This window comes from Xanthobacter sp. YC-JY1 (assembly GCF_021730305.1).
GTDB classification, from domain to species: domain Bacteria; phylum Pseudomonadota; class Alphaproteobacteria; order Rhizobiales; family Xanthobacteraceae; genus Xanthobacter; species Xanthobacter flavus.
Map to the genome: position 1 here is coordinate 2,270,585 of NZ_CP032674.1, position 26,153 is coordinate 2,296,737.

Below are 26,153 nucleotides of genomic sequence, written 5' to 3' on the forward strand. Positions count from 1 at the left end.
CAAGATCGTGCGCAGGGCGGGTGTAACGGCGAAGGTCCGCCGCACGAACACGGCCGTAGAAACCACACGCGCGCTCCGGCGTTAAGGTGGGAGGCGGTTCAGGTCGAACCGGGTGAGCGAGGAAGAATGAACAAGCCCTGGAACCCGCTCGCGATACCGCAGCCTTCCTCATCCGCCACCGGGGACACCGGGCGCGGCGCCGCGATTGCGCGTTTTCTGAAGGTGCGGGGACAGACCGAAGCGCTGGCGCGGGATCTCCATCCCGAGGATCAGACGGTGCAGTCCATGCCGGATTGCAGCCCCACCAAATGGCACCTCGCCCATGTCTCGTGGTTCTTCGAGACCTTCCTGCTGGTGCCGCATCTTGCCGGCTATAAGGTCGCCAGCACGGACTTCGCCTTCCTGTTCAATTCCTATTACGAGGCCGCCGGCCCCCGCCACGCCCGCTTCGCGCGCGGGCTCATTACCCGCCCCACGGTGGATGAAGTGGCCGGCTATCGCCACCATGTCACCGAGGCCATGACCGATCTTCTGGCCGGCGCGGACGAGGAGGCCTTCGCCCGCCTTGCGCCGCTGGTGGAGATCGGCCTCAACCACGAGCAGCAGCATCAGGAGCTGATCCTGATGGACATCCTGAACCTGTTCGCCGCCAACCCCCTGCGCCCCGCCTATCGGCCCGACGGCCCGGCGGCCGGGGGGCAGGCGGCTGCGCTCGCCTTCCTCGACTATCCCGGCGGCATTTTCGAGATTGGCCATGCGGGGGAGGGGTTCTCCTATGACAATGAAGGCCCGCGCCACGAGGTGCTGCTGCGCCCCTTCCGCCTCGCCTCCCGGGCCGTGACCAACGGCGAATGGCTCGCCTTCATCGCGGACGGCGGCTATCGCCGGCCGGACCTGTGGCTGGCGGATGGTTGGGCGCGGGTGAAGGCGGGGGAATACGAGGCGCCGCTCTATTGGGAGTTGCACGACGGGGACTGGCAGGCCTTCACGCTCAATGGCTTGAACCGGCTCGATCCTGCCGCGCCGGTGGTGCATGTGAGCTATTACGAGGCCGACGCCTTCGCCCGCTGGGCCGGCAAGCGGCTGCCCACGGAAGCTGAATGGGAAGTGGCCGCGCGCGGCCTGCCGGTCGCCGGCAACTTCCTCGACAGCGGCGCGCTGCGCCCGCTTCCGGCGGCCACCGACGATCTGCCCGCGCAGATGTTCGGCGATGTCTGGGAATGGACCCAGAGCCCCTACGTGGCCTATCCGGGCTACCGCCCCGCGCCCGGCGCGCTCGGCGAATACAACGGCAAGTTCATGTCGTCGCAGATGGTGCTGCGCGGCTGCTGCTGCGCCACGCCCGAGGGCCATGCCCGGGCCACCTACCGCAATTTCTTCTATCCCCACCAGCGCTGGGCCTTCGCCGGCCTGCGCCTTGCCGAGGATGCCTGATGCGCGCTTCGACCCTTGTTCGCGCCGAACAGAGCCCGCAGACCCCCGAGCGCGCCGCCTTCCGCGCCGACGTGATCGAGGGGCTGTCCGCCAGCCCCAAGCAGCTTGCGCCCAAGTATTTCTATGACGAGGCCGGCTCTCGCCTGTTCGATCTCATCTGCCGCCTGCCCGAATATTATCCCACCCGCACCGAGCGTGGCGTGCTGAAGGCCCATGCGGGTGACATCGCCGCTCTCGCCGGGCCGGGCGCCAGCCTCGTGGAATTCGGTTCCGGATCGAGCGTGAAGGTGCGCCTCCTGCTCGATGCGCTGGAGTGGCCGGCCGCCTATGTGCCGATCGACATTTCCGGCCCGCACATGCGCGCCGCCGTCGCCGCGCTGGCGCGGGATTATCCGACGGTCGCCATGACGCCGGTGGAGGGTGATTTCACCCGGCCGCTGGAGCTGCCTCACCTCGGCGAGGGCGGGCGGCGCATCGGCTTCTTCCCCGGCTCGACCATCGGCAATTTCACGCCGGCGGAGGCCGAGGCATTCCTGACCCATGCGCGGCAGTCGCTGGGCGCTGGCGCGGCGCTGGTGCTCGGCTTCGATTTGCCGAAGGAGCGCGCGGTGCTGGAAGCCGCCTATGACGACCATCAGGGCGTCACCGCCGCCTTCAACCTCAACCTGCTGACGCGGATCAACCGCGAGCTGGGGGCAGACTTCGACCTCGCCGCCTTCCACCACCGGGCGCTCTTCAACGAGGCCGAAAGCCGCATCGAGATGCATCTGGAGAGCCGTGCGGCGCAGACCGTGCGGCTCGACGGCGCGCGCTTCACGTTTGCGCCCGGCGAGACCATCCACACGGAGAATTCCTACAAGTATGCCGTGGCGCGCCTGATGGGCATGGCGCAGGCCGCCGGCTGGCGGCAAGCCGCGCTCTGGACCGACCCGCGCGGGTGGTTTGCGGTTGCGGTGCTGGAAGCGGTGTGAGCCGGGAAACAAACCGGCTTCCGCCTCGTTAGTCCTCCACCATGGCACGCTTCTGGGAAACCGAACTCCTCCGCCCCATCTGGCTACACGACGGCTCATGGCTGGCGACGGTGGGCGATTGCGGGCGCGTGCTGCTCCAGCGGTTCAGCGAGGGGGAGAAGGGGCCCGAGCTGGACTCGGCCCTCAAGGCGCTCATCGGTGCCGCAGAGGCAGGACGTCCGGAAGATGTGGCCTTCGCCGAGCGGCAGGTGCGCCTCTTCTTCCAGGTCCGCGCCTTGCTGTGAGGCAGGGCGCAAATGCGGCCATCATGTGACCGCGATCATCCGCTATATGTTCTCGATGATCTGCGCCGAATGCGACCGTTGCCACCGCCGCTCCATCCTCTCGCCACGCGGCGAGGAGGAGGGCAAACTCGAAAACTCCAGCGAAACCGCTGCGCTCGCCTTGCGCTGCGACCTGTGCGGCAGTCGCCGGGTGCGGCTCGTGCGCGTGGCGTCGCCATTCGAGGCCGTGGCCTTCATCAACGGCCGGCTGGCGACGGATCGCTCCGGCGGGTAATTCAAGCGATTTAGGAGAGCATCAGGCCCGGCTCGGAGCGGCCATTGTGATACGAACGCTCGGAAGCGCCGAAGCCGTGGAGTGAGCCGCTGGAGTAGAGGGCGCCGTTCTGGATGTTGCGCCCCTCGGCATCGAGGGCATAAACGCCAACCCAGGTGCAGTGATCGCCGTCGTCGTCCGCCATTGCGAAGGCAAGATCGCGATCGAAGCAGACGGTTTCACTCTGGAGGAGAAGTTTCCCCTCTTCGCTTACCATCGCCATGACAAGATAGGCGTTGGGGGTGCGGCTAGATGTCATTCGCGTACCTTTCCGCCCCCGGATCGGTCTTTTTGCAATACAGAATTGGTAATTCCACACCGCGACACTAGGAACCTTACGCCTTAGACGAACGTCGCGCTACTGTTACGTTCTGGATTCGAGGGGGGTGAGGCTTTTCGAGCACATGGGATCGGTTGTCGTCTCCAATATCGTCCTTCTTGTGGTTGCGGCTCTGGTTGTGGTTGGCACGTTGTCCAGCCTGCTCGCCGCCCGCTTCGGTGCGCCGATCCTCCTCGTCTTCCTCGTCGTCGGCGTCGCCGCCGGTGAGGGGGGGCCGGGCGGAATCCATTTCGACGACTATTGGGCCACCTACATGGTGGGCTCCGCCGCGCTGGCGGTGATCCTGTTCGATGGCGGCCTCCGGATGCGGGTCGCGTCCATGCGCGGCGCGATCCTGCCCGCCGTGGGCCTTTCGACGGTGGGCGTCGCCTTCACCGCCGCTCTGGTGGCGCTGGTGGCCGCGCCGCTTCTCGGCCTCGGCTGGATGGAAGCCCTGCTGGTGGGCGCCATCGTCGCTTCCACCGATGCCGCGGCGGTGCTGTTCCTCGTGCGGGCGCAGGGGCTACATCTCGGCCGGCGGGTGGGCTCGGTGATCGAGATCGAGTCGGCCACCAACGATCCTGCCGCGGTGTTTCTCACCGTTCTACTGGTGGAGCTCCTCACCAGCCACCTGGCCGATCCCGGTCTCATGGTGGTGTTCGGCGCGCTGCGGGAGATGGTGGTGGGCGCGGTGCTGGGCGTCGCCGGCGGCTATGCGCTCGTGGCGCTGCTCAATCGCGTGGACCTGCCGGGCGGCCTCCATCCGGTGATGGTGGTGGGCGTGGCGGTGCTGCTGTTCGCGCTCACCTCGCTGCTGCACGGCTCCGGCTTCCTCGCCGTCTATCTCGCCGGTCTGGTGGTCGGAAACCGCCCGGTGCGGGCCATCGCCTCCATCACCTCGTTTCTCGATACCATCACCTGGCTCTGCCAGATCGTGATGTTCGTGATGCTAGGCATGCTCGTCTCGCCCGAGAAGATCCTGCAATACGCCCTGCCGGCGCTGGGGGTGGCGGCCTTCCTCATTCTTGTCGGGCGGCCGGCGGCGGTGTTCGCCTGTCTCGCACCGTTCCATTTCTCGCTGAAGGAGAAGCTGTTCGTCTCCTGGGCGGGCCTGCGCGGGGCGGTTTCGATCTTCCTTGCGACCATCCCCATGCTGGCGCACCTGCCCATGGCCGAGGTGTATTTCAACGTCGCCTTCGCGGTGGTGCTGGTCTCGCTCATCTTGCACGGTTGGACCATGGCCTATGCGGCGCGGCGGCTCGACGTGGCGCTGTCCGATCCCGATCCCGGCGTGCGGCGTTTCGAGATCGACCTGCCGGGGCAGACCGACATGGAGCTGGTGGCCTATCCCGTCATGGCCGCGACGCCCGCGGTGGGGCAGGCGCAGCTTCCCCCATGGGCGCGGCTCGTGATGGTGGTGCGGGCCAACGAGACGCTGACCCCGGAGGCGGCCGGTCCCCTGAAGGCGGGGGACTATGGCTATCTGCTGGCGCCGCCCAAGCGCGTCCACCAGCTCGACCGCATGTTCCGCCCGGAGGAGACGACGCCGCTGGACGACAGCGCGGCCTTCCCCTTCGTCGGCGAGGTGCGGCTCGGCGATCTCGCCAGCTTCTACGGCCTCGCCGTGCCGGACAGCGAACTCGGCCTCACCATCGCCGACGCCTTCGCTGACCGGTCCGACGACCAGCCTGCGCCGGGCATGCGTATCGCCTATGGGCATGCGGTCATCGAGGTGCGCGGCGTGACGGACGGGCGGGTGACCTATGCCGTGCTGCGACTGGAGGCGGGGCGGCTCAAGCGCTCCATCGCCCGGGTCCGCCGCCTGCTCGGTTTTCCCCCGGAGCAGGATGAGGACGACGAATAAAGGGCGAAGTCGCGCCACCGTCATGTTCATGCCGCGAGCGTGGGCGAGACAGGGCCGCCGTTGAAGTCGTCCGTACACGGAGATCCACTGGATGCGACTGTTCATGCGCCGCCGCGGCGAGGCGGGCCCCGCCCTCGATGCCTCGCGTGCCCTCGCGGACCTGGTGCGCACCACCCTGTCGCTGGAGGAGGAGGCCACCGTCTCCGTCTCCGAGATTTCCTGCGGTGATCCGGCCTGCGGCGGGGCCGAGACGGTGGTGCTGGTGATGCGCCCCGGCCGCCGCACCGAGGCCGCCAAGGTGCTGATGCCCATGGCGCAGGTGACGCCGGAGGCGCTGCTGGCGGCGCTCCGGCCGCTGATGCCGGGGGAGGCGGGCGTCTCCACCGGGCTTTCCGAAGGCGCCGGAAGGGTCTAAAGGGCGCTGGCCCGCCGGGCCCCGACCCCTTGCCATCGCGAATTTCCCATGTCCCATCCGCAATTTACGCCCCGTCCGCTCAATCCCATCTATGCCGGGCTGCCCACCACCATCTTCGAGGTGATGTCCGGGCTCGCCCGCACCCATGAGGCGGTGAACCTCGGCCAGGGGTTCCCGGACGATCCCGGCCCCGAGGACGTGCGCCGCAAGGCGGCCGAGGCGGTGGTGGACGGCTGGAACCAGTATCCGCCCATGATGGGCCTGCCCGAGCTGCGCCACGCCGCCGCCGCGCACTATCGCCACTGGCAGGGGCTGGAGCTCGATCCCGAGGCGGAGATCATGGTCACGTCGGGGGCCACCGAGGCGTTGGCCGGCGCGCTCTTCTCGCTCATCGAGCCAGGCGACGAGGTGGTGCTGTTCCAGCCGCTCTATGACGCCTATCTGCCGCTGGTGCAGAGGGCTGGGGGCATTCCCCGCCTCGTGCGGCTGGAGCCGCCCTCCTGGGCCATGACACCGGAGAAGCTGGATCAGGTGTTCTCCGAGCGCACCAAGCTCGTCCTGTTCAATAATCCCCAGAACCCCACCGGCGTCGTCTACGACCGCGCGCAGATGCAACTGCTCGCCGACTATTGCGTGCGCTTTAACGCCTATGCGGTGTGCGACGAGGTGTGGGAGCACGTGGTATTCGACGGCGTCACGTTCGAGCCGCTGATGGCGCTGCCAGGGATGCGCGAGCGCACAGTGAAGATATCTTCCGCCGGCAAGATCTTCGGCATGACCGGCTGGAAGGTGGGCCTCGTCTTCGCAGCGCCCCATCTCATGAAGGTGCTGTCCAAGGCCCACCAGTTCCTCACCTTCACCACGCCGCCGAACCTGCAGGCGGCGGTGGCCTACGGGCTCGGCAAGCCGGACGATTATTTCACCACCATGCGCGCCGGCCTCCAGCGCTCCCGCGACCGCCTCGTGGCGGGGCTGAAGGAGCTGGGCTTCGAGGTGCTGCCTTCGCGCGGCACCTATTTCCTCTCCATCGACCTCGCCGCCCAGGGAAACGCCCGCGAGCCCAACGCCTTCGACGACGAGGCCTTCTGCCTCGATCTCGTGAAGACCCGGAAGGTCGCGGCGATCCCGGTTTCCGCTTTCTACGCGGAGGATGCGGTGAAGAGCGTGGTGCGCTTCTGCTTCGCCAAGCACGACGCCACCATCGACCGGGCGCTGGCGCATCTGGCTGATCTCGCGCGCAAATCCTGACCAAAGGTCAAGTTGAGCGCGGGCTTGGCTGTTCACGAATGCGTCATTACTGTCACTTCCATCGCGTAAGGCGTGACAAAAGCTTAATTGGACCAGAGCGCTGAATTGTTGTTGCATCGCGGCGCGAACGGGTCTGACGCTGCGGAGTTTCGAGGACATTCATGCCAGCCGAGAATGCACCGGGTAGCGCGAAGAGCGGCGGATCGGCCGGCCGCAAGATGGTCCTCGCAGTCCTGTTTCTGGCCCTCCTCGGCGGCGGGGCATGGGTCTGGGACAAGAAGCCGTGGCTCGCCGCCAGCGGGCAGAAGGCTCCGCCGCCGCCGCGCGTGGTCGCGGTGCTCGCCGGCAAGGCCGAGCGCACCTCCCTGCCGGTGCGCGTCGAGGCTTTGGGCACGGTGGAATCCATGGTCACGGTGCCGGTGCGCTCGCGCGTCGCCGCCGCCGTGGAGAAGGTGGGCTTCGCCGACGGCGCGACCGTCAAAGAGGGCGACCTCCTCTATCAGCTCGACCCACGGGTGATCGACGCGCAGATCCTGCAGGCCGAGGCGACCCTCAACCGGGACAAGGTCCAGCTCGAAAAGAACCTGCGCGACGTGGAGCGCTATGCCGGCCTCGCCACCCGCAACGCGGTCTCGCAGGTGCAGGTGGACGATGCCCGCACCACGGCTGACGTGCAGAAGGCGGTGGTCGCGCAGGACGAGGCCAACCTTAAGGCGCTGAGGGTGCAGCGCGGCTATTACGAGATCCGCTCTCCGGCCACCGGCCGCATCGGCGTGTCCTCGGTGCGTCCCGGCACGGTGATCCGCGTGGACGACACCCTCGCCACGGTGCGCCAGCTCGCGCCCATCTATGTCGCCTTCGGCCTGCCCGAGCGCTACATCGCCGGCCTCAGGGCGGCGAAGGATGCCAAGGTGTCCTTCACAATCCAGGGCACCGGCGAGACCATCTCCGGCGGGACCGTGGCGGTGATCGACAACACCATCGAGCCGCAGACCGGAACCCTCACCGCCCGCGCTATCTTCCCCAATGCCGACGAACGGCTGTGGCCGGGCGCCCTCGGCGCGGTGACGGTGACGCTGCGCATCGAGGACAACGTGGTCGCGGTGCCGAGCGAGGCGGTGCAGAACGGGCAGGACGGCCCGTTCGTCTTCATCGTCGACGACGGCATCGCCCATGTGCGGCCGGTCACCGTCACCCGCACGGTGGACGGGCGCAGCGTGATCGCCAAGGGGCTCGACGGCGGCGAGACGGTGGTGACGGATGGCCAGCTCTCCCTGCGCGAGGGCAGCCGCGTGAGCGTGCGCACCCGCACCGCCGTGCCGGCCACCGGGAGCTGAGCCCATGTTCTCCGAACTGTGCATCCGACGCCCGGTGATGACGACGCTGATCATGCTGTCGCTCGTGGTGGCGGGCCTGTTCGCCTATCGCCAACTTCCCGTCGCGGCGCTGCCGCGGGTGGATTTCCCCACCATCAACATCTCGGCGAGCCTGCCGGGCGCCAGCCCCGAGACCATGGCGACCTCGGTGGCGACGCCCATCGAGCGCCAGCTCGCCACCATCGCCGGCATCTCCTCGCTCACCTCCTCGTCCACCCAGGGCTCCACGTCGATCACCGTGCAGTTCGACCTGAACCGCAGCATCGACGCGGCGGCCCTCGACGTGCAGTCCGCCCTCTCCGTCGCCCAGCGCCAGCTGCCCGACGAGATGACCACCCCGCCGAGCTTCCGGAAGGTGAATCCCGCCGACGCGCCGGTGATCCTGCTCGCCATCTCCTCGGACACGCTGCCCCTGTCGGCGGTGAACGAATATGCCGACACGCTGATCGGCCAGCAGATCTCCCAGCTCCCCGGCGTGGCGCAGGTGCAGATCTACGGCTCGCAGAAATATGCCGTGCGCATCCGGGTCGATCCGGCCGCCGCCGGCGCGCGCAACATCTCGGCCGACGACATCCAGCGGGCGGTGGAGGCAGCGGCCTCCAACACGCCGCTCGGCATCGTCTCCGGGCCGAAGCAGGCGCAGACCATCGACATGGGCACGCCCAAGGCGGACGCCTCCCAGTTCCGCCGGGTGGTGGTGAAGGCGCGCGACGGCTCGGTGGTGCGGCTCGAGGAGATCGCCGTCGTCTCGGACGGCGTGGAGAACGAGCGCGTCGCCAGCTGGTTCAACGACCGCCGCGCGGTGGTGCTCGCCGTGGTCCGCCAGCCCGACGCCAACACCGTGCAGGTGGTGGACGAGGTGCGCGACCGCCTGCCCCAGTTCCGCGCCCAGCTGCCCGGCTCGGTGGGCATCGAGGTGCTGAACGACCGCTCCGTCTCCGTCCGCGACGCGGTGGCGGACGTGCAGAAGACCCTGTTCGAGGCGATCGTCCTCGTGGTGCTGGTGATCTTCCTGTTCCTGCGCAACGTGCGCGCGACGATCATCCCCTCGCTGGCGCTGCCTTTGTCCATCATCGCCACCTTCGCGGCCATGTGGGGCTTCGGCTATTCCATCAACAACATGACGCTGCTGGCGCTGACGCTGTGCGTCGGCTTCGTGGTGGACGACGCTATCGTCGTGCTGGAGAACATCTATCGCCACGTGGAGGCGGGGGAGAGCCCGTTCCGCGCGGCGCTGCGCGGCTCGCGCGAGATCGGCTTCACCATCATCTCCATGACGCTGTCGCTGGTGGCGGTGTTCATTCCCGTGCTGTTCATGGGCGGCGTGGTGGGCCGGGTGTTCCGCGAGTTCGCGGTGACCATCTCGGTGGCCATCCTCGTCTCCGGCTTCGTCTCCCTCACGCTCACGCCCATGCTGTGCGCCCGCGTGATGAAGCCGGTGGACCACACGAAGAAGCCCGGCTGGTTCTTCCGCGTCACCGAACGGATGTTCGACTCTTGGCTCAACGCCTACCGGGTGAGCCTCGATTTCGTGCTGCGGCACAAGCCCTTCATGCTGGTGGTGACGTTCGCCACCATCGGCCTGTCGGTATATCTCTACATCGTCATCCCGAAGGGCTTCTTCCCGCAGGAGGACAACGGCTTCATCACCGGCACGGTGGAGGCGGCGACGGACAGCTCCTTCGCCGCCATGGTGGAGCGCCAGAAGCAGGTGGCGGACGTGGTGCGCGCCGATCCGGCCGTGGACTATATCGTCTCCACCGCCGGCGCCACAGGCAGCAGCCGCACCACCAATACCGGCCGCCTGTTCATCGCCCTGAAGCCCAAGGGCAACGGGCCGGGCGAGCGCGTGGGCTCAGCCAACGACGTGATCCAGGGCCTGAGGAAGCGCGTTGCGCAGGTGCCCGGCGTCAACGTCTTCTTCCAGCCGGTGCAGAACATCAACGTGGGCGGCGTCGCCTCCAAGAGCCAGTATCAGTACACGCTGCAAAGCCCGGACACGGAGACCCTCTACGCCTTCGCCCAGACGATGGAGCAGCGCCTTGCGCAGCTTCCGGGTCTTCGCGACGTGACCTCCGACCTCCAGATCACCAATCCCCAGCTCACCATCGAGCTGGACAAGGACAAGGCGGCGGCCCTCGGCATCACCGAGCAGCAGCTGCGGGATGCGCTCTACACCCAGTTCGGCACCCGCCAGATCGCGACGCTCTACACGCCCACCAACCAGTTCGCGATCATCGCCGAGGTGCAGCCCATCTTCCAGCGCGACCCGAGCGACCTCGGCCGCGTCTATCTGCGCACGACCTCCGGCAATGTGGTGCCGCTGGAGACGGTGGCGAACATCAAGCGCACGGTGGGCCCGCTCTCGATACAGCACCAGCAGCAGCAGCCATCCGTCACCATCTCCTTCAACCTCGCGCCGGGCACCTCGCTCGGGCAGGCGGTGGAGGAGATCAATGCGGCGGCCGCCGAGGCACGCGTGCCGGATAGCGTCATCCCCGGCTTCCAGGGCACCGCGCAGGTGTTCCAGGATTCGCTCTCCAACCAGCCGCTTTTGATCCTGGCCGCGGTGGTGGTGATCTACATCGTGCTGGGCGTGCTCTATGAGAGCTTCATCCACCCCATCACCATCCTCTCGGGCCTGCCCTCCGCCGGCATCGGTGCGCTGCTGACCCTGATGGCGGCGGGAATGGAGCTGTCGGTGATCGCCATCATCGGCATCATCATGCTGGTGGGCATCGTGAAGAAGAACGCCATCATGATGATCGACGTGGCGCTGGAGCGGCGGCGCGCCGGGGCGGCGGCGCAGGACGCCATCCGCGAGGCTGCGCTGCTGCGTTTCCGCCCGATCATGATGACCACGCTCGCCGCCATCTTCGGCGTGCTGCCCATCGCGATCGGCGCCGGAGCCGGCTCCGAGCTGCGCCAGCCCTTGGGCGTCGCGGTGGTGGGCGGCCTTCTGGTGTCGCAGCTGCTCACGCTGTTCATCACGCCGGTGGTCTATCTCTATCTCGACCGGCTGGACGCTATCGTGCACCACGCCGTCTCCGGCCGGCACGAGGACAAGGCCCATCCCGCGCATCCGGTCCCGCCGGTGCCGCCGGAGCGGATGGCGGCGGAGTAGGGGGCTTCTGCCACCCCGGCGCGCATGCCGGTGGGAGCTACCTCCGGGTGTTGCACCCGCGCCCCATGACAAAATGATTAAGGAACCGTGACCATTCCTCGCCTTGCGAGGAATTGCCCCAACGTCGCCGCTTTGTTATCCCGCCTGTGGCGAGGTTTGCGCGCGGGCGGCTGCGCGCCTTGATCCGGGGGCGGGGCATGAATCTCAAGTATCGGCCGGATATCGATGGCTTGCGCGCCGTCGCGGTCGTGGTGGCGCTGCTGTTTCACGCCCACATTCCCCCGTTTCGCGGCGGCTTCATCGGCGTCGATATCTTCTTCGTCCTGTCTGGCTACCTGATTACCTCCATTCTGTACAACGACATGATGAAGGGCGAGTTCTCCCTCGTCGATTTCTACGACCGCCGCATCCGGCGCATCTTCCCGGCGCTGTTCGTCGTGCTGCCGGTGACCACCTTCATCGCCGCCTTCCTCCTGATGCCGCGGCAGATGGTGCTGTTCGCGCAATCCATCATTCCTTCCGCCCTGTTCTACGCCAACATCCACTTCCAGGGCCTGATGAACTATTTCGGCCCCCAGGCCGACGAGACGCCGCTGCTCCATCTGTGGTCGCTGGCGGTGGAGGAGCAGTATTACATCTTCTTCCCGCTGCTCATGTTCGCCTTCCTCAAGACCGGCGGGCGGGTCGCGCTCGGCCCGCGGCGGATGGCGATCCTCGGCTTCCTCATCATCGCCGTCGTCTCTGGCGTCTATGCAGAACTGAGCGCACGCACCCAGCCCACCGCCTCCTTCTTCCTGCTGCAGAGCCGCGCCTGGGAATTGCTGGTCGGCGCGCTGCTGGCGCTGGTGCACATGCCGAAGGTGTCGGAGAAGACGGCCAACTGGATCGGCGTGGCGGGGCTGCTCGCCATCGTGGTCCCGGTCTTCGCCTACAGCCACGACATGACCTTCCCGGGCCTCTCCGCCGCGCCCATCGTGTTCGGCACGGCGGCGGTGATCTATGCCGGCACCATCAACCCCGCCGGCTATGCCAACTTCCTGCTCAGTCGCCCGAAGGTGGTCTATGTGGGGCGCATCTCCTATGCGCTCTATCTCTGGCACTGGCCGCTGCTGGTGTTCGGCAAGACCTATATGGGCCGCGCGCTGACCTATTTCGAAGCCGGCGGCATGCTCATCGTCGCCTTCATCTTCGCCTCGCTGTCGCTGAAATACGTGGAGACGCCCCTGCGCCACGCCGGCTCGCTGGGCGGCAAGCGCCGGGGCCGCTTCGCGGCCGGCATCATGGCCATGGCCATGACGCTGGCCGTGGGCGTGCTGTTCGAGCGCCTGGGCGGTGGCTTCTACCCCATCTCCCCGCTGGGCGCCCGCGCCGAGGCGGCCATGGAGGACAGGAGCCCCTTCAGCCGCTCCTGCAACAACTCCCCCAAGGGCTTCAGCGCCGCCGTGCTGAACCCGGCCTCCGCATGCTCGGTGGGGCCGGGCGCGGCCAAGGGCGAATATGACGTGGTGGTGTGGGGCGATTCCCACGCCGGCGCCTCCTTCATCGGCATCGCCGAGCAGGTCGCCGCCCTCGGCCACACCGCCCGGCTCCAGACCATGGCCGGCTGCCCGCCTTTGATCGGCGGACAGGCCCATCGCGACGACATGCCGAGCTGGACCTGCACCGCCTTCAATGCCGAAGTGCTGCAGGAAATCCGCCGCATCAAGCCAAAGGTCGCCGTGCTGGTGGGCCGCTGGGCCATGTGGACCAGCAAGGCCGGCCCGGCCTTCACCCTCACCTCCGACGAGGTGCCGGGCGGCGGCGTGCGGTCCAGGGAGGTGAGCCAGAAGGTGTTCGCCCACATGCTGGACCGCACCCTGAAGGACCTCTCCGACCTCGGCATCCACGTGGTTCTGGTGGGCCAGACGCCGGAGTTCGGCCGCTCCCCCGGCCGCTGCGTGGCCGAGAAGGAGTTCTACAACCGCAGCAAGCTCGGTAATTGCCTGGAGCTGCCGAGCGCGGCGGCGGACAAGGTGCTCGGCATCAGCAACCAGATGATCGCCAAGGCGGCGACGAGCTTCCCCGGCACCACCACCTTCCTGCTGTCGGACGTGTTCTGCCGGGACGGGACCTGCCGCGCCGGCGACGGCGAGAAGTTCTTCTATGTGGATGCCGATCACCTCTCGGCCACCGGCGCCCACCACATGAGCCAGGACCCCGCGCTGCGCACGGCCCTGCTCAAGGCGCTGGGCGAGGGCGGCAACACCAGCGCCTCGCTCGCCCCGGCGACGGCCAAGGACTGACCGGGGCGACCGGCCGCCCGCTGGTTCTCACCTACCCCCTGCGGCTCCGCTTTTCCTGAGCTGGAGCGTGGCCGCGCGGAACCGCAGCGAACGTTGCGTCAGCCCCGGATGGGCGGCGCGGCGGGCTTCCGCGCGATTTGCCCCAGCCGGATTTTGTCGGTAAGCGGTCCCCGCGGGGGCGTGCGCGTAGGGCGCGCCGATCAAGGACACCAGGATGAGTCTGGCCTACCGGTCCGACATCGACGGCCTTCGGGCCATCGCCGTCGGCAGCGTGGTTCTGTTCCATGCACGAATTCCGCCCTTTACCGGGGGCTATATCGGCGTCGACGTCTTCTTCGTCATCTCCGGCTTTCTCATCACGTCCATCCTCCATCAGGAGATGACGGCGGGCACCTATTCGCTGGTCGATTTCTACGATCGCCGCATCCGCCGCATCTTCCCCGCGCTATTCCTGATGATGGCGGCGACGACGCTGTTCGCCGCGCTCATCCTGATGCCGCGGCAGATGCAGGGCTATGTGGGCACGCTGGTGCCCTCGGCCCTGTTCTTCGCCAACATCCATTTCGAGAGCCTGCTCAACTATTTCGGCCCCGCCGCCGACGAGGTGCCGCTGCTGCACCTGTGGTCGCTGGCGGTGGAGGAGCAGTTCTACATCTTCTTCCCGCTCGTCCTGTTCGTGCTCATGAAGCTGGGCGGGCGCCGGCTCGCGGTCGGGGTGCTCGCCCTCATCGCGCTCGCCTCGCTCGCTTATGCCGAGAGCATCGTGGAGACCGAGCAGTCGGCCGCCTTCTTCCTGCTGCAGAGCCGGGCTTGGGAGCTGCTGGCCGGATCGCTCCTCGCCATGGTGACGCTGCCGCGCCTGCCGGAGAAGGCCGCGTCATGGCTCGGCATCGCCGGGGCGCTGGCCATCGTCGTCCCGGTGTTCGCCTATGGCAAGGAAACCGTCTTTCCCGGCCTCTGGGCCCTGCCGCCGGTGCTGGGCGCGGCGGCGATCATCCTGTCCGGCGGATTCGCGCCGAACGGCATCGTCGCCCGCGTGCTCAGCCTGAAGGGCATGGTGTATGTGGGCCGCATCTCCTACGCGCTCTATCTGTGGCACTGGCCGATGCTGGTGCTCATCGCGATCTGGAAGGGGCGGCACACCACCTATATCGAATCCGGCATCGTCATCCTGGTGGCCGGCATCATCTCCGGCCTGTCGCTGAAATATGTGGAGGCGCCGCTCCGGCGCGGCAGCGCGCTGGGCGGGCGTCGCCTGATGCGCATCGGCGCAGGGGCCTGCGCTATTCTTCTCACCGTGGGCGTAGCCTTGGCGCTCCAGAAGGCCGGTCGGGGGATGTTCCCCATCTCACCGCTCGGCGCGGCGGCGGAGGCGGCGGCCGACGACCGCAGCCAATTCCAGCGCACCTGCAACAACAACGCCCGCTTCTGGACCCCGGACCAGATGCAACCCATCGCCACCTGCGCGCTCGGGCCGGGGGCGGCGAAGAGCAGCTACGACATGCTGGTGTGGGGCGATTCCCATGCCGGCGCGACCTTCCTCGGCATCGCCGAGGTGGCGGAGAAGCTGGGGCTGACGGCGCGGCTCCAGACCATGGCCGGCTGCCCGCCGCTCGTGGGTGGCATCGCGCGGCAGGATCACAACAACGGTGCCGTCTGCGCCAGCTACGTCGCCGCCGTGATGGACGAGATCCGCCGCATCAAGCCCAAGGTGGTGGTGCTGGTGGGCCGCTGGTCCATCTGGACGACGCGGTCGAGCGCCGGCTTCTCCCTCATCAGCAGCGAGATTCCGGGCGGCATGACGCGTGACCGGGCCACCAGCAAGCAGGTGTTCGCCCACATGATGGAGCGCACCGTCGCCGAACTGCGCCAGATCGGCCCGCAGGTGATCGTGCTGGGCCAGTCCCCGGAATACAAGCCGGCCCCGGCCGGCTGCGTCGCGACGCGCGAGTTCAACGGGACGGGCGGTGCCGAAGGCTGCATGAGCCAGCCGCGCGCCAGCGCGCTCGACATGGTCGGCTTCGGTAACGACGTCATCACGGCCACGGCCGGCCGGCATCCCGGCGTCTCGGCCTTCCGCATGGCGGACATCTTCTGCCGGGACGACCGCTGCACCGCGGGGGAGGGCACGCGCTTCTTCTATGTGGACGGCGATCACCTCTCCGTCACCGGCGCGCGCTATGCGGTCCAGGACAAGGCGTTGCGCCAGACACTGATGCAGGCGCTCGCCGCCGGTGGGGCGACCACCGCGACGGCGAACGACTGAGGAGAGAAGGGGCTGCGGGCCTACCGGCCCCGGCTCAGTCCTTGTCGAGCAGGCCGGCGAGCTTCAGGGCGACGCCCTGCGAGCCTTCCACCTTCAGCCGGCCGGTGGAGAAGGCCATCATCGGCCCGATCCGGCCGGTGATGAGCTTGTCCAGCGTGTCGGTGGAGAGCTTCAGCACCGCATCGGCCTCGCCCGTGCCTTCGCCCACCTCGACGCTGCCGCCGGTGGCATCGAGCAGGATCGCCTCGCCCGTGTCGCTGAGATCGAAGCGCACCTTGTAGCCGAGCTCGGAGAGGGCTTCGGCGCGATCGCGGATGGCTTCGACGAGGGAGGCGAGATCGGCCATTGGGTTTTCCTGGGCAGGCGTCCGTCCCCCGGGCTGCGGAAGCGGGAGGCGGAGGAGAAGGGAAAGCCGCCGCGGCAACATCCACCGCGGCGCGCGGTATTCAGAACATGGCCTCATCGAGCGCCATCATGGACCCCTTGCCGGCCTTGATGGAGCCCCACAGGGCCGCCACCTCGGGCAGCAGCTTCTCCATGAAGAAGCGCGCGGTGACGATCTTGGCATCGTAGAAGGCGGCGTCGTCCGGGTTGGAGACGCGCTTCTCGTAGGCCACTTCCGCCATGCGCACCCACATGTAGCCCAGCGCCACGAGCCCGAACAGCCGCAGATAGTCGGTGGCGGCGGCGCCGGCCTCCTCCGGGTCCTTCAGGCCCTTCTCGGCGATGTGGGCGGTGGCGAGCTGGAGCGCGCCGAACGCCTTGGAGAGAGGGGTGATGAGCGGGCCGAGATTCTCGTCGTCCAGCTTCGCATCCATGTAGTTGAGCACGGGATGGAAGAAGGAGCGCAGGTAGCGGCCCATGTGCGCCGGCAGCTTGCGGCCCACGAGGTCCAGCGCCTGCACGCCGTTGGTGCCCTCGTAGATCATGGCGATGCGGGCATCGCGCACATATTGCTCCATGCCGTGGTCGCGGATGTAGCCGTGTCCGCCATAGACCTGCATGCCCATGGAGGTGGCCTCGAAGCCGAGGTCGGTGAACAGGGCCTTCACGATGGGCGTCATCAGCGCCGTGAAGTCCTCGGCGCGCTTGCGCTCCTCCGGATCTTCCGCCCGCTCCATCAGATCGAGCGCGCGGGCGACCCAGCCGGCGAGCGCCCGGCAGCCCTCATTGTAGGCCCGCATGGTCATCAGCGTGCGGCGCACGTCGGGATGCACGATGATCGGATCGGCCGGCTTGTCCGGATGCTTGGCACCGGAGAGGGCGCGGCCCTGCAGGCGCTCCTTGGCGTAGACGACGGCGGCCTGATAGGCGGCTTCGCCAAGGCCGAGGCCCTGCGTGCCCACGGAGAGGCGCTCCGAATTCATCATGGCGAACATGGCGCGCATGCCCTTGTGGGGCTCGCCGACCAGCCAGCCGGTGGCCTCGTCGAACGACATCTGGCAGGTGGACGAGCCGTGGATGCCCATCTTGTGCTCGATGCCGGTGCACAGCACGCCGTTGCGCGGGCCCACCGAGCCGTCTTCCTTCGGCAGGAACTTGGGCACCAGGAACAGGGAGATGCCCTTGATTCCCTTGGGCGCGTCCGGCAGGCGGGCGAGCACGAGGTGGACGATGTTCTCCGTCATGTCCTGCTCGCCGGCGGAGATGAAGATCTTGTTGCCGGTGATCTTGTAGGAGCCGTCCGCCTTCGGTTCGGCCTTGGTGCGCACGAGGCCGAGGTCGGTGCCGCATTGCGGCTCGGTGAGGCACATGGAGCCGGACCACACGCCATCCACCATCTTGGGCAGGAAGCGCTCCTTCAGCTCCTCGGAGGCGTAGGCCTTGAGCGCCTGATAGGCGCCGTGGGTCAAACCGGGGCAGATGCCGAAGGCGAGGTTGCCCGAGCAGAGCATTTCCTCCACCAGCTTGTTCACGCTCGCCGGCAGGCCTTGCCCGCCGTATTGCGGATCGCAGGCGATGCCGTTCCAGCCGCCCTCACGGAAGGCGGTGTAGGCCTCCTTGAAGCCCTTGGGCGTGCGCACCACGCCATTCTCATAGGTGCAGCCTTCGAGGTCGCCGGACTGGTTGAGCGGCGCGAGTACCTCGGTGACGAACTTGCCCGCCTCCTCCAGCACCGCATCGATGAGATCGGGCGAAAGTTCCTCCAGTCCCTTGAGCTTGCTCAGCTCCTCGCTGCCGTGCAGCTCGTGGAGGACGAAGCGCATGTCGCGCAGCGGGGGGGTATAGACCTGCATGGCGTTGGCTCCCGTGTTGTGTTTCTCCCCTCTCCCCTTGCGGAGAGGGGGCGGGGGTGAGGGGGCGGCCGCCTGCTCCGGAGCGTTGTGCCCGGCGGAGCCATACCCCTCACCCTGACCCTCTCCCGCAAGCGGAGAGGGGATTCCTTCGCTCAGTTCCTGAGCGGCCGGCCGGTTTCGAGCACGTGCTCGATGCGGTCCAAGGTGGCGGTGGTGCGGATGAGCTTCATGAAGCCTTCCCGCTCCAGCTCCAGCACCCGCGCCGCCGGGACCGGGGCGATGTGGTCCGCATCACCGCCGGTGAGCACCTCGGCGAGGGCCGCGGACACCACCTTGTCGTGCCGGGTCGCGAGGCCCTTCTTCGCGAAGCCTTCCACCGCCATGTCCATGGCCGCCTTGCCGGAGGGGCCGGGCAGGAAGAATTCCACGGGCTTGGGCGGCTGGTAGCCATCCACCATGGACAGGGCCTTGGCCTTGGCGTCGGCCAGAAGCCGGTCGCGGTTCATGGTGATGCCGTCACCCTCGCGCAGGAACTTCAGCTCCTTCGCCTCGGCGGCGGACTTGGCGACGGTGGCGGTGGAGACCGTCTCGAACACCTTCGAGGGGGCCGGCATGGGTCCCTTCGGGAATTTCGGATCGGCCGCCCAGCGCTCCAGCATGGCGGTGCAGCCGCCCCAGGCCGGCAGAACCCCGACTCCGCACTCGACAAGCCCGATATAGCTCTCGGCATGGGCCTGAACGGCACCGACATGCAGCAGAATCTCGCACCCGCCGCCGAGGGCCAGGCCGGACGGCGCCGCCACCACGGGGAAGGGCGCGTACTTCACGTCCTGATAGGTCTTCTGCCCGGCTGCGACCAGCTTCTCGACTTCGCCGAAGGCGCCGATGTTGCAGGCAAACAGAGCGAGGCCGAGATTGGCGCCGACGGAGAAGTTCGAGCCCTCGTTGTAGATGACGAGCGCCTTGTACTTGTCCTTCACCAGCTTCAGCGCCTTGGCGAGCATCGTGATGATGCCCTCGTCCAGCGAATTGCTCTTGGAGGTGAATTCCAGGCACACCACGCCGTCGCCAATATCCCACAAGGCAGCAGAGCCATTCTTGGCCAGCGGCTGGGACTTCAGCTTGATGTCGGCGAGCAGCAGCACACCTTCGGGCCGGACGATATCGCGGTAGGTGCCATCCAGCGTAAGGTATTGGCGCTGGCCGTTTTCCACCCGGTAGAAGGGTTTGTCGGCGGCGCGCGCCAGCAGCGGCGGCGCCTCTTCCCCGTCCGCTTTCAACAGCTCGATCAGGCGGGCCGCGCCGATCTTGTCGATCAGCTCGAACGGGCCGGATTTCCAATTATATCCCAAGCGCATGGCATCATCGATGGAGACGATGTCGTCGGCCGCCTCGGGCACGAGGCGCGCGGCATAGGCGAGGGTGCGCACCATGACGGAGCGGGCATAGCGCCCGCCTTCGCCGGGGGCGGAGAGAAGGGCGAAGAGATCCCGCCCGCCGCCGTCCTCAAGCTCGGCCACCTGCGCCTTGGCCTGCGGGCGATAGGTGCCGGTGGAGAGGTCGATGGCCTCCTTGAGCTTCTGTCCGCCCTCGCGGTTGAGCCGGTAGAAACCGCCTTTGCCCTTGCGGCCGGTGTAGCCGGTCGAGATCATTTTCTCGATCAGCGGCTCGTCGCGAAGCGTTGCGTGGAAGGGGTCCGTGGCCGGAAGCGCCCGCTTCAGCGAGCCCTGGACGTGGGGCATCAGATCGAGGCCCACGAGGTCGATAAGGCCGAACACGCCGGTCTTGGGAAAGCCGAACGGCCGGCCCATCACCGCGTCCGCATCCTCCACTTTCATGCCCAGCGCGAAGGCCTCGCCCACCGCCAGCTGCAGCCAGTAGGTGCCGAGCCGGTTGGCGATGAAGCCGGGGGTGTCCTTGCACATCACCACCGTCTTGCCGAGCTTCACGTCGGCGAAGCGGGCGACGGCAGCCACCGTGTCCGGATTCGTCTCCGGGCCGGAGACGATCTCCAGAAGCCTCATGTAGCGGGGCGGATTGAAGAAATGCGTGATGAGGAAGTCGCGGCGGAAGCTATCGGGCAGTCCCGCCGTTAGGTCCGCCAGCGGAATGGTCGAGGTGTTCGAGGACACGGCAGATCCGGGCCGGCGCGCCGCCTCGATCTTCGCGTAAAGCGCCTGCTTGAGGTCGAGGCGCTCGATGATGGCCTCGATGATGAGGTCGCAGTCGGCGATGTCGGCGAGGTTGTCCTCGATGTTGCCGGGCTTCACCAGCTTCGCCGCAGCCTTGGACATGAAGGGCGCGGGATCGGCCTTCAGCAGCTTCTCCACCGCCTTCTCGGCGATGGCGTTGCGGTTGGCTGCGCCCTCGGGAACGATGTCGAGGAGCAGCACCTCCACGCCCGCATTGGCCACATGGGCGGCGATTCCGGCGCCCATGACGCCGGCGCCGATGACGGCGACCTTCTTGATTTCAAAGGACATCCGGCCCTCCTCAGACGCGCTCGAGGACGGTGGCGATGCCCTGTCCGCCGCCGATGCACTGGGTGGCGAGGGCATACTTGCCGCCTTCGCGCTTCAGCAGCGCGGCCGCCTTGCCGACGATGCGCGCGCCGGTGGCGCCGAGGGGATGGCCGAGCGCGATGGCGCCGCCATCGAGGTTCAGAACCTCATCCTTGATGCCGAGCTCCCGCTGGCAGGCGAGGGCCTGCGAGGCGAAGGCCTCGTTCAGTTCCACCACCTCGATCTCGGACACGTCGATGCCGGCGCGGGCCAGCGCCTTCTTGGTCGCGGCGACGGGGCCGATGCCCATGATCTCCGGCGCGCAGCCGGCCACCGCCACGCTGCGGATGCGGGCGAGGGGGGTAAGGCCGTTCTTCAGCGCATAGTCCTCGGAGCACACCAGCACGGCGGAGGCGCCGTCGGTGAGGGGAGAGGCGGTGCCGGCCGTAACCGTGCCATGCTCGTCGAAGGAGGGCTTCAGGGCGGCGAGGGCCTCGGCCGTCGCGTCGCGGCGGATGCACCCGTCCTGATCGACCGTCTTGTTGACCTTGCCGTTGGCCTTGATGGCGACGATCTCGTCCTTGAAGCGGCCTTCCGCTTCGGCCTTCGTCGCCTTCTGATGGCTCTTGAGGGCGAAGGCGTCCTGGTCGGCGCGGGTGATCTGCCACTTGGCCGCGACATTCTCGGCGGTCTCGCCCATGCCCATGTAGGCCTGCGGCATGGACTTGTAGAGCGCGGGATTGGGCATGGGGTTGAAGCCGGTCATGGGCACGCGGCTCATGCTCTCGATGCCGGCGCAGATGAACACTTCGCCCGCACCGAGCTGGATCTGCCCGGCGGCATTGTGGACCGACTGCATGGAGGAGCCGCAGAAGCGGTTCAGCGTCACGCCGGCAACGCTCTCGGGCAGGCCGGCGATCATGCCGATGAGGCGGGCGACGTTGAAGCCCTGCTCGGCTTCGGGGAAGGCGCAGCCGACGATCAGATCCTCGATGTCCTCCACCTTCACGCCGGTGCGGGCCACGAGCTCGGCCACCACCTGGGCGGCAAGATCATCGGGGCGCACGCGCGCCAGATCACCCTTCTTGGCGAGGGTGAAGGGCGAGCGGGCATAGCCTGCAATCACGACGTTTCGCATCGGCGCGTTCATTGGGCTCTCCTGCCTGTCCATTGTTGTCGTCCGCCGCTTTGGTGCGGCGGGTTTTCGCGGTTGTTCGCCGCCGCTTCACGCGTCGGACGTAACGGGGCGATCCGCGCGAATGAAAAATCCGCCCGGGGAACGCCCCACGAAAAACTCAGGATGGCCTGCGCCGGGCCCGGCTGCGGCCGGGCGGCGTCGGCCTAGCCGGCGGCCTTCTGGTCGCCGGTCTCGCTGCTGGCAAGGGCAGACAGGGCCTGCTCCTCGATGTCCTTCAGCTCGATGATGGTCTCCTCGAGGGCGAGGCGCTGGTCCTCCAGCATCTCGAGGCGGTCCTGGACCTTCTTGAGCAGCAGGCGGATCTGCTCGCTCTGGCTCGGGTCGAGGTCGTAGAGGTCGAGGTAATCCTTGATCTCGCGGAGCGAGAAGCCGAGGCGCTTGCCGCGCAGGATCAGCGCCATGCGGGCGCGATCGCGCTTGGTGTAGACACGCATGGTGCCGGCGCGGCGGGGGGTGATGAGACCCTTGTCCTCGTAGAATCGGATGGTACGCGGCGTGACCGAGAGGTCCCGCGCCAGCTGCGTGACGGTGAAGAACGTGTCGGTCAAAGCGGACGCGCCGCCACGTTTGCCAGAGGATGCCACCAGTTCACCTATACGTCACCCAGTCGCCCTGAAGATACATGCTTTGACCTTCTCCGCAAGACCCGTTTGGCAGATGACGGAACGGTTGTGCCTTCACAACCGGTCGAGCCGGCGGGTCGCCACAAGGTGGTGGATAGAAGCCCGGCCAGCGCTGGGAAATCTAGACAGCATCGCTTCCATTTCGGCACTGTTGCATCGGCGCAACGCCCGCCGAATTCCCCAGCGTCTTGGCCCGCTACGCTGCAGGAAGTCGGTTGACGGATCATCCGCGAAAGGCATGCTGGGTGACGTATAGGGCACCGATAAAACGTATAGTGCACCGCAGCGTGCCGGGCCCGGAGGAATAGCCTAGGAGGGGGTCTTCATGACGATGCACAAGTGGGCCAGAGCCAGTCGCGATTGGTCACGGCACGTGGCTCCGGTGCTTGCCATTCCCGCCATTGCGATTCCCGTCGCACTGGCGAGCAGCGCCGCCCACGCCGGCGGATTCGGGCTCCGCGAGCAGAGTTCCTACTATCAGGGCACGTCTTTCGCCGGCACGGCGGCCGGCGGCGACGGCCTCGCCTCCATGTTCTGGAACCCCGCGGCCATCAGCTTCAATCCGGGGCTGAGCGTGGAAGGCAACGTCACCTATATCGCGCCGCATGCCTCCATCGACGTGTTCTCGGCCACCGCGCCCATCACCGGCACCAGCCTGGGCAATGTCGGCGTGAGCGACATGGTGGACAACGGCACGCTGCCGACCTTCTTCGCCACCTATGCCTGGGACAGGTGGGCGATCGGCTTCGGTGTCACCTCGCCGTACGGCCTCGTGACGGACGCGCCGTGCAGCTGGTCTGGGCGCTATTACGGCTGCTACAGCAGCATCTTTGACATGAACGCCCAGCTCTCGGTGGCCTACAAGCTCACCGACTGGATGACCATCGGCGGTGGCCTCAACGTCAATTACATCAACGCGAAGCTCACCAACGCGCAGTTCGCGGGCTTCGCGCCGCCGAGCAATAATCTCTATGCCCAGGTCAACGGCGACGACATCGGCTACGGCATCAATCTTGGCGTGCTGTTCACGCTGGCGCCAGGCACCACGCTCGGCATCGGCTACAAGTCGCAGATCTCGCAGACCTTGAACGGCATGCTGGACGTGTCCGTCGCCAACATCGTCCCGGTCAAGAGCGTCAACGCGACGGCCGGCCTGACGCTGCCGGACCAGATCACCGCCTCGTTCCGCTCGAAGCTCGATGCCCAGTGGACCGTGCTCGGCACGGTGGAGTGGACCAACTGGTCGACCGTCCAGGAACTGACGGTGAAAGCCTACGGCCTGCCGGTCAGCACGCTCGACCTCCAGTGGAACGACGGCTGGTTCTTCTCCGGCGGCGTCGAGTATCAGTGGGACCCCAAGCTCGCTCTGCGCGCCGGTATTGGCTACGAGCTGACGCCCGTGCCCGATTCCACCCGCTCGCCGCGCCTGCCCGACACCAACCGCTTCTGGCTCTCGGGCGGCTTCACCTACAACTTCACGCAACAGTTCGCGGCGGATTTCGCGTACACCCACATCTTCGGCGAGACGAGCCCGATCCTCCTCACCCCCGCCGATCCGGCCAATGCCCTGCGTGGAACGCTGGTCGGCCAGGTGAGCAACGGCTATGTGGACATCATCTCCGTGGGCCTGCGCTACAAGTTCGATGCGCCCCAGGCAGCGGCCCTCATCACCAAGTAGGGCCTTGCGCCATCCCCGGCGGCGTCCGCGCCGCCGGTTTGCGCCTTACTAGACCCGGCACAAACCGCCTTTCTGGCGCAATCGCGCGCCAGCATTCTTGAATCACGGCGTTGGTGACCCAACGTCGGAGATCACGCCGCCGGCTTGCCCAAGAAAACAGAAAAGCGCCGGCGCAGGAGGGACATCATGCTCCATCGCACCGATGCGGCGGCCATCGCCATCTCGCCCGTGCCCGAGCTTCTGGAGGCCAGCGTCGCCGCGCATGGCGCGAGGCCGGCCCTGAGCTTCCTCGGCCGTAAGTGGACCTATGCCGAGGTCGGCGCCGCGGTGAACAAGGTGGCGGCAGGGCTTCAGGCCATGGGCGTGGGCAAGGGCACCCATGTGGGCCTGTGCCTGCCCAACACGCCCTATTCCGTCATCTTCTTCTTCGCGGTGATGAAGGCCGGCGGCACGGTGGTCAACTTCAGCCCGCTCTATGTGGAGCGCGAGCTGAGGCACCAGATCCGCGATTCCGGCACCACCATCATGGTGGTCCCAGACCTCAAGCTGATCCACTCCCGCGTCCTGGCGGTGGCGCATGAGGCGGGGCTGAAATCCATCATCGTCTGCCCCATGTCCGGCATCCTGCCGTTTCCCAAGGGGCTGCTCTTCAACCTGTTCAAGCGCAAGGAGAAGGCGGTCTACAGCACCGGCGACGGGATGCATGTGGACTATGCTTCCCTGCTGAAGCACGGCGACCGCCCCAAGCCGGTGGAGGTGGACCCGGCCAAGGACCTCGCGGTGCTCCAATACACCGGCGGCACCACGGGCGTGCCCAAGGGCGCCATGCTCACCCATGCAAACGTTTCGGCCAATGCCCGCCAGCTGGTCCAGCATGCGGAGTGCGAGCGCATCGGGGTGAAGCGGGTGCTGGGCGTGCTGCCCCTGTTCCACGTCTTCGCCATGCAGACGGTGATGCTGATCCCCATTTGCCTCGGCGCCGAGATCATCCTGGTGCCGCGCTTCAACCTCATGTCTCTGCTCGACGATATCGAGCGCGAAAAGCCCACCATGTTCCCCGGCGTGCCGACGATCTATGCCGCCATCAACAATGTCGGGGACATCGAGAAGCGCGACCTCTCCTCCCTCACGCTTTCCATCTCCGGCGGCGCGCCGCTGCCGCTCGACGTGCGCACGCGCTTCCAGGAACTCACCGGCTGCCCCCTGGTGGAGGGCTATGGCCTCTCCGAAAGCTCGCCGGTGGTGAGCGCCAACCCGCCTCTGGGCCTCGTCAAGGATGGTTCGGTGGGCACCGCTCTGCCAGAGACGGTGATCGAGATTCGCGACCTCGCCGATTCAACCCGCCTGATGCCCGTGGGCCAGAAGGGTGAGGTGTGCGTGCGTGGTCCGCAGGTGATGGCCGGCTACTGGAATCGCCCGGACGAAACGACCGCCGTCTTCGTGGACGGGGCATTGCGCACCGGCGACGTCGGTCTTCTGGACGAGGACGGCTATCTGTTCCTCGTGGACCGCATCAAGGACGTGATTCTGTGCGGTGGATATAACGTCTATCCCCGGATGATCGAGGAGGCGCTCTACCTCCATCCGGCGGTGGCCGAGGCGGTAGCCATCGGCATTCCCGACAGCTATCGCGGGCAGGCGCCCAAGGCCTTCGTCACCCTGCGCAAGGACGCGCAGGCGACGCCGGCCGAGCTGATGGAGTTCCTCTCCGCCCAGATTTCCAAGATCGAGATGCCCAAGGCCATCGAGATTCGCGACAGCCTGCCCAAGAGCGTGGTGGGCAAGCTCTCCAAGAAGGAACTGGTGGAGGAGGAGCGCCAGCGCGCCGCCGCCGGGTGAAAGTGGCGGTCGCAGCCCCGTATCCCGTTGCGGCCGCCGCCGTATAGTCCGCCGTCGTGGCCGGTCGCGCCGGAACGGTACGGCGATGGGGGAGGGCATGCCCCCGCAGGGCGCCGCCCTTGCCTATCAGCCCCACCTCGTGTATGTGCCCGACCCATTCCGCACGCGGACACAGGCCAGA

19 protein-coding genes are annotated in these 26,153 nt (G+C 67.3%); 13 read left to right on the forward strand and 6 right to left on the reverse strand.

Translation table 11 applies throughout. From position 1 onward, the window contains the following. Positions 1-126 precede the first annotated feature (126 nt). From egtB to D7006_RS10570, 4 genes are read left to right on the forward strand one after another with little or no spacing between them, the layout of a single operon-like run. Entirely contained in the window at positions 127-1,434 is a 1,308-nt protein-coding gene (egtB, locus tag D7006_RS10555; protein ID WP_237356576.1) for an ergothioneine biosynthesis protein EgtB, read from the forward strand. Continuing rightward, a complete protein-coding gene (egtD, locus tag D7006_RS10560) occupies positions 1,434-2,405 on the forward strand; it encodes an L-histidine N(alpha)-methyltransferase (protein ID WP_237356577.1) in 972 nt (323 codons plus the stop codon). The genes egtB and egtD overlap by 1 nt, the downstream gene beginning before the upstream one ends. A 41-nt stretch (positions 2,406-2,446) precedes the next feature. Then, positions 2,447-2,689 (forward strand): hypothetical protein, encoded by a 243-nt coding sequence (locus D7006_RS10565; protein ID WP_169120906.1) that lies wholly within the window; start codon positions 2,447-2,449, stop codon positions 2,687-2,689. 25 nt (positions 2,690-2,714) lie between these two features. Continuing rightward, positions 2,715-2,963 carry a hypothetical protein gene (locus D7006_RS10570; RefSeq protein WP_229644662.1) on the forward strand — a complete coding sequence of 83 codons (249 nt, stop codon included), beginning with the start codon at positions 2,715-2,717 and terminating at the stop codon, positions 2,961-2,963. Between the two features lie 10 nt (positions 2,964-2,973). Here the strand turns inward: D7006_RS10570 and D7006_RS10575 are convergent, their stop codons facing one another. Further along, positions 2,974-3,261: a hypothetical protein gene (locus tag D7006_RS10575; RefSeq protein ID WP_237356578.1), complete on the reverse strand. Its 288-nt coding sequence runs from the start codon at positions 3,259-3,261 to the stop codon at positions 2,974-2,976. A 127-nt stretch (positions 3,262-3,388) separates the two neighbouring features. On the opposite strand from D7006_RS10575, the gene D7006_RS10580 reads away from it, so the two are divergent. From D7006_RS10580 to D7006_RS10610, 7 genes are all read left to right on the forward strand, one after another. After that, on the forward strand, positions 3,389-5,185 hold the full coding sequence (locus D7006_RS10580) for a potassium/proton antiporter (RefSeq protein ID WP_237356579.1): 1,797 nt from the start codon (positions 3,389-3,391) through the stop codon (positions 5,183-5,185). 91 nt (positions 5,186-5,276) lie between these two features. Continuing rightward, positions 5,277-5,600 carry a hypothetical protein gene (locus D7006_RS10585; protein WP_237356580.1) on the forward strand — a complete coding sequence of 108 codons (324 nt, stop codon included), beginning with the start codon at positions 5,277-5,279 and terminating at the stop codon, positions 5,598-5,600. 48 nt (positions 5,601-5,648) lie between these two features. After that, the gene (locus D7006_RS10590) at positions 5,649-6,848 is read left to right on the forward strand and encodes an aminotransferase (RefSeq protein ID WP_237356581.1); all 1,200 of its coding nucleotides are present in this window, start codon (positions 5,649-5,651) and stop codon (positions 6,846-6,848) included. A 218-nt stretch (positions 6,849-7,066) separates the two neighbouring features. Continuing rightward, positions 7,067-8,185 carry an efflux RND transporter periplasmic adaptor subunit gene (locus tag D7006_RS10595; RefSeq protein ID WP_237356582.1) on the forward strand — a complete coding sequence of 373 codons (1,119 nt, stop codon included), beginning with the start codon at positions 7,067-7,069 and terminating at the stop codon, positions 8,183-8,185. 4 nt (positions 8,186-8,189) lie between these two features. After that, on the forward strand, positions 8,190-11,348 hold the full coding sequence (locus D7006_RS10600) for an efflux RND transporter permease subunit (RefSeq protein WP_237356583.1): 3,159 nt from the start codon (positions 8,190-8,192) through the stop codon (positions 11,346-11,348). A gap of 197 nt (positions 11,349-11,545) precedes the next feature. After that, complete coding sequence (locus D7006_RS10605) at positions 11,546-13,630, forward strand: acyltransferase family protein (protein WP_237356584.1); 2,085 nt, start codon at positions 11,546-11,548, stop codon at positions 13,628-13,630. A 214-nt stretch (positions 13,631-13,844) separates the two neighbouring features. After that, the gene (locus D7006_RS10610; RefSeq protein ID WP_237356585.1) at positions 13,845-15,896 is read left to right on the forward strand and encodes an acyltransferase family protein; all 2,052 of its coding nucleotides are present in this window, start codon (positions 13,845-13,847) and stop codon (positions 15,894-15,896) included. A gap of 34 nt (positions 15,897-15,930) precedes the next feature. Here the strand turns inward: D7006_RS10610 and D7006_RS10615 are convergent, their stop codons facing one another. The 5 genes from D7006_RS10615 to D7006_RS10635 all read right to left on the reverse strand — a co-directional run bounded on the left by D7006_RS10615 (position 15,931) and on the right by D7006_RS10635 (position 22,380). After that, positions 15,931-16,242, reverse strand: coding sequence for an SCP2 sterol-binding domain-containing protein (locus tag D7006_RS10615; protein WP_169120886.1), 312 nt, complete (start codon positions 16,240-16,242; stop codon positions 15,931-15,933). Between the two features lie 100 nt (positions 16,243-16,342). Further along, entirely contained in the window at positions 16,343-18,133 is a 1,791-nt protein-coding gene (locus D7006_RS10620; protein ID WP_237356586.1) for an acyl-CoA dehydrogenase C-terminal domain-containing protein, read from the reverse strand. Between the two features lie 152 nt (positions 18,134-18,285). Next, a complete protein-coding gene (locus D7006_RS10625) occupies positions 18,286-20,616 on the reverse strand; it encodes a 3-hydroxyacyl-CoA dehydrogenase/enoyl-CoA hydratase family protein (RefSeq protein ID WP_237356587.1) in 2,331 nt (776 codons plus the stop codon). A 10-nt stretch (positions 20,617-20,626) separates the two neighbouring features. Continuing rightward, a complete protein-coding gene (locus D7006_RS10630) occupies positions 20,627-21,772 on the reverse strand; it encodes a thiolase family protein (protein WP_237356891.1) in 1,146 nt (381 codons plus the stop codon). Between the two features lie 203 nt (positions 21,773-21,975). Then, complete coding sequence (locus D7006_RS10635; protein WP_210257537.1) at positions 21,976-22,380, reverse strand: MerR family DNA-binding transcriptional regulator; 405 nt, start codon at positions 22,378-22,380, stop codon at positions 21,976-21,978. A 400-nt stretch (positions 22,381-22,780) separates the two neighbouring features. Between D7006_RS10635 and D7006_RS10640 the strand changes: the two genes are divergently transcribed. Together D7006_RS10640 and D7006_RS10645 are read left to right on the forward strand one after the other, a co-directional pair. Beyond that, positions 22,781-24,133, forward strand: a complete 1,353-nt coding sequence (locus D7006_RS10640) for an OmpP1/FadL family transporter (protein WP_237356588.1) — start codon at positions 22,781-22,783, stop codon at positions 24,131-24,133. A gap of 186 nt (positions 24,134-24,319) precedes the next feature. Then, complete coding sequence (locus tag D7006_RS10645) at positions 24,320-25,972, forward strand: long-chain fatty acid--CoA ligase (protein ID WP_237356589.1); 1,653 nt, start codon at positions 24,320-24,322, stop codon at positions 25,970-25,972. The last annotated feature ends 181 nt before the right edge of the window (positions 25,973-26,153 follow it).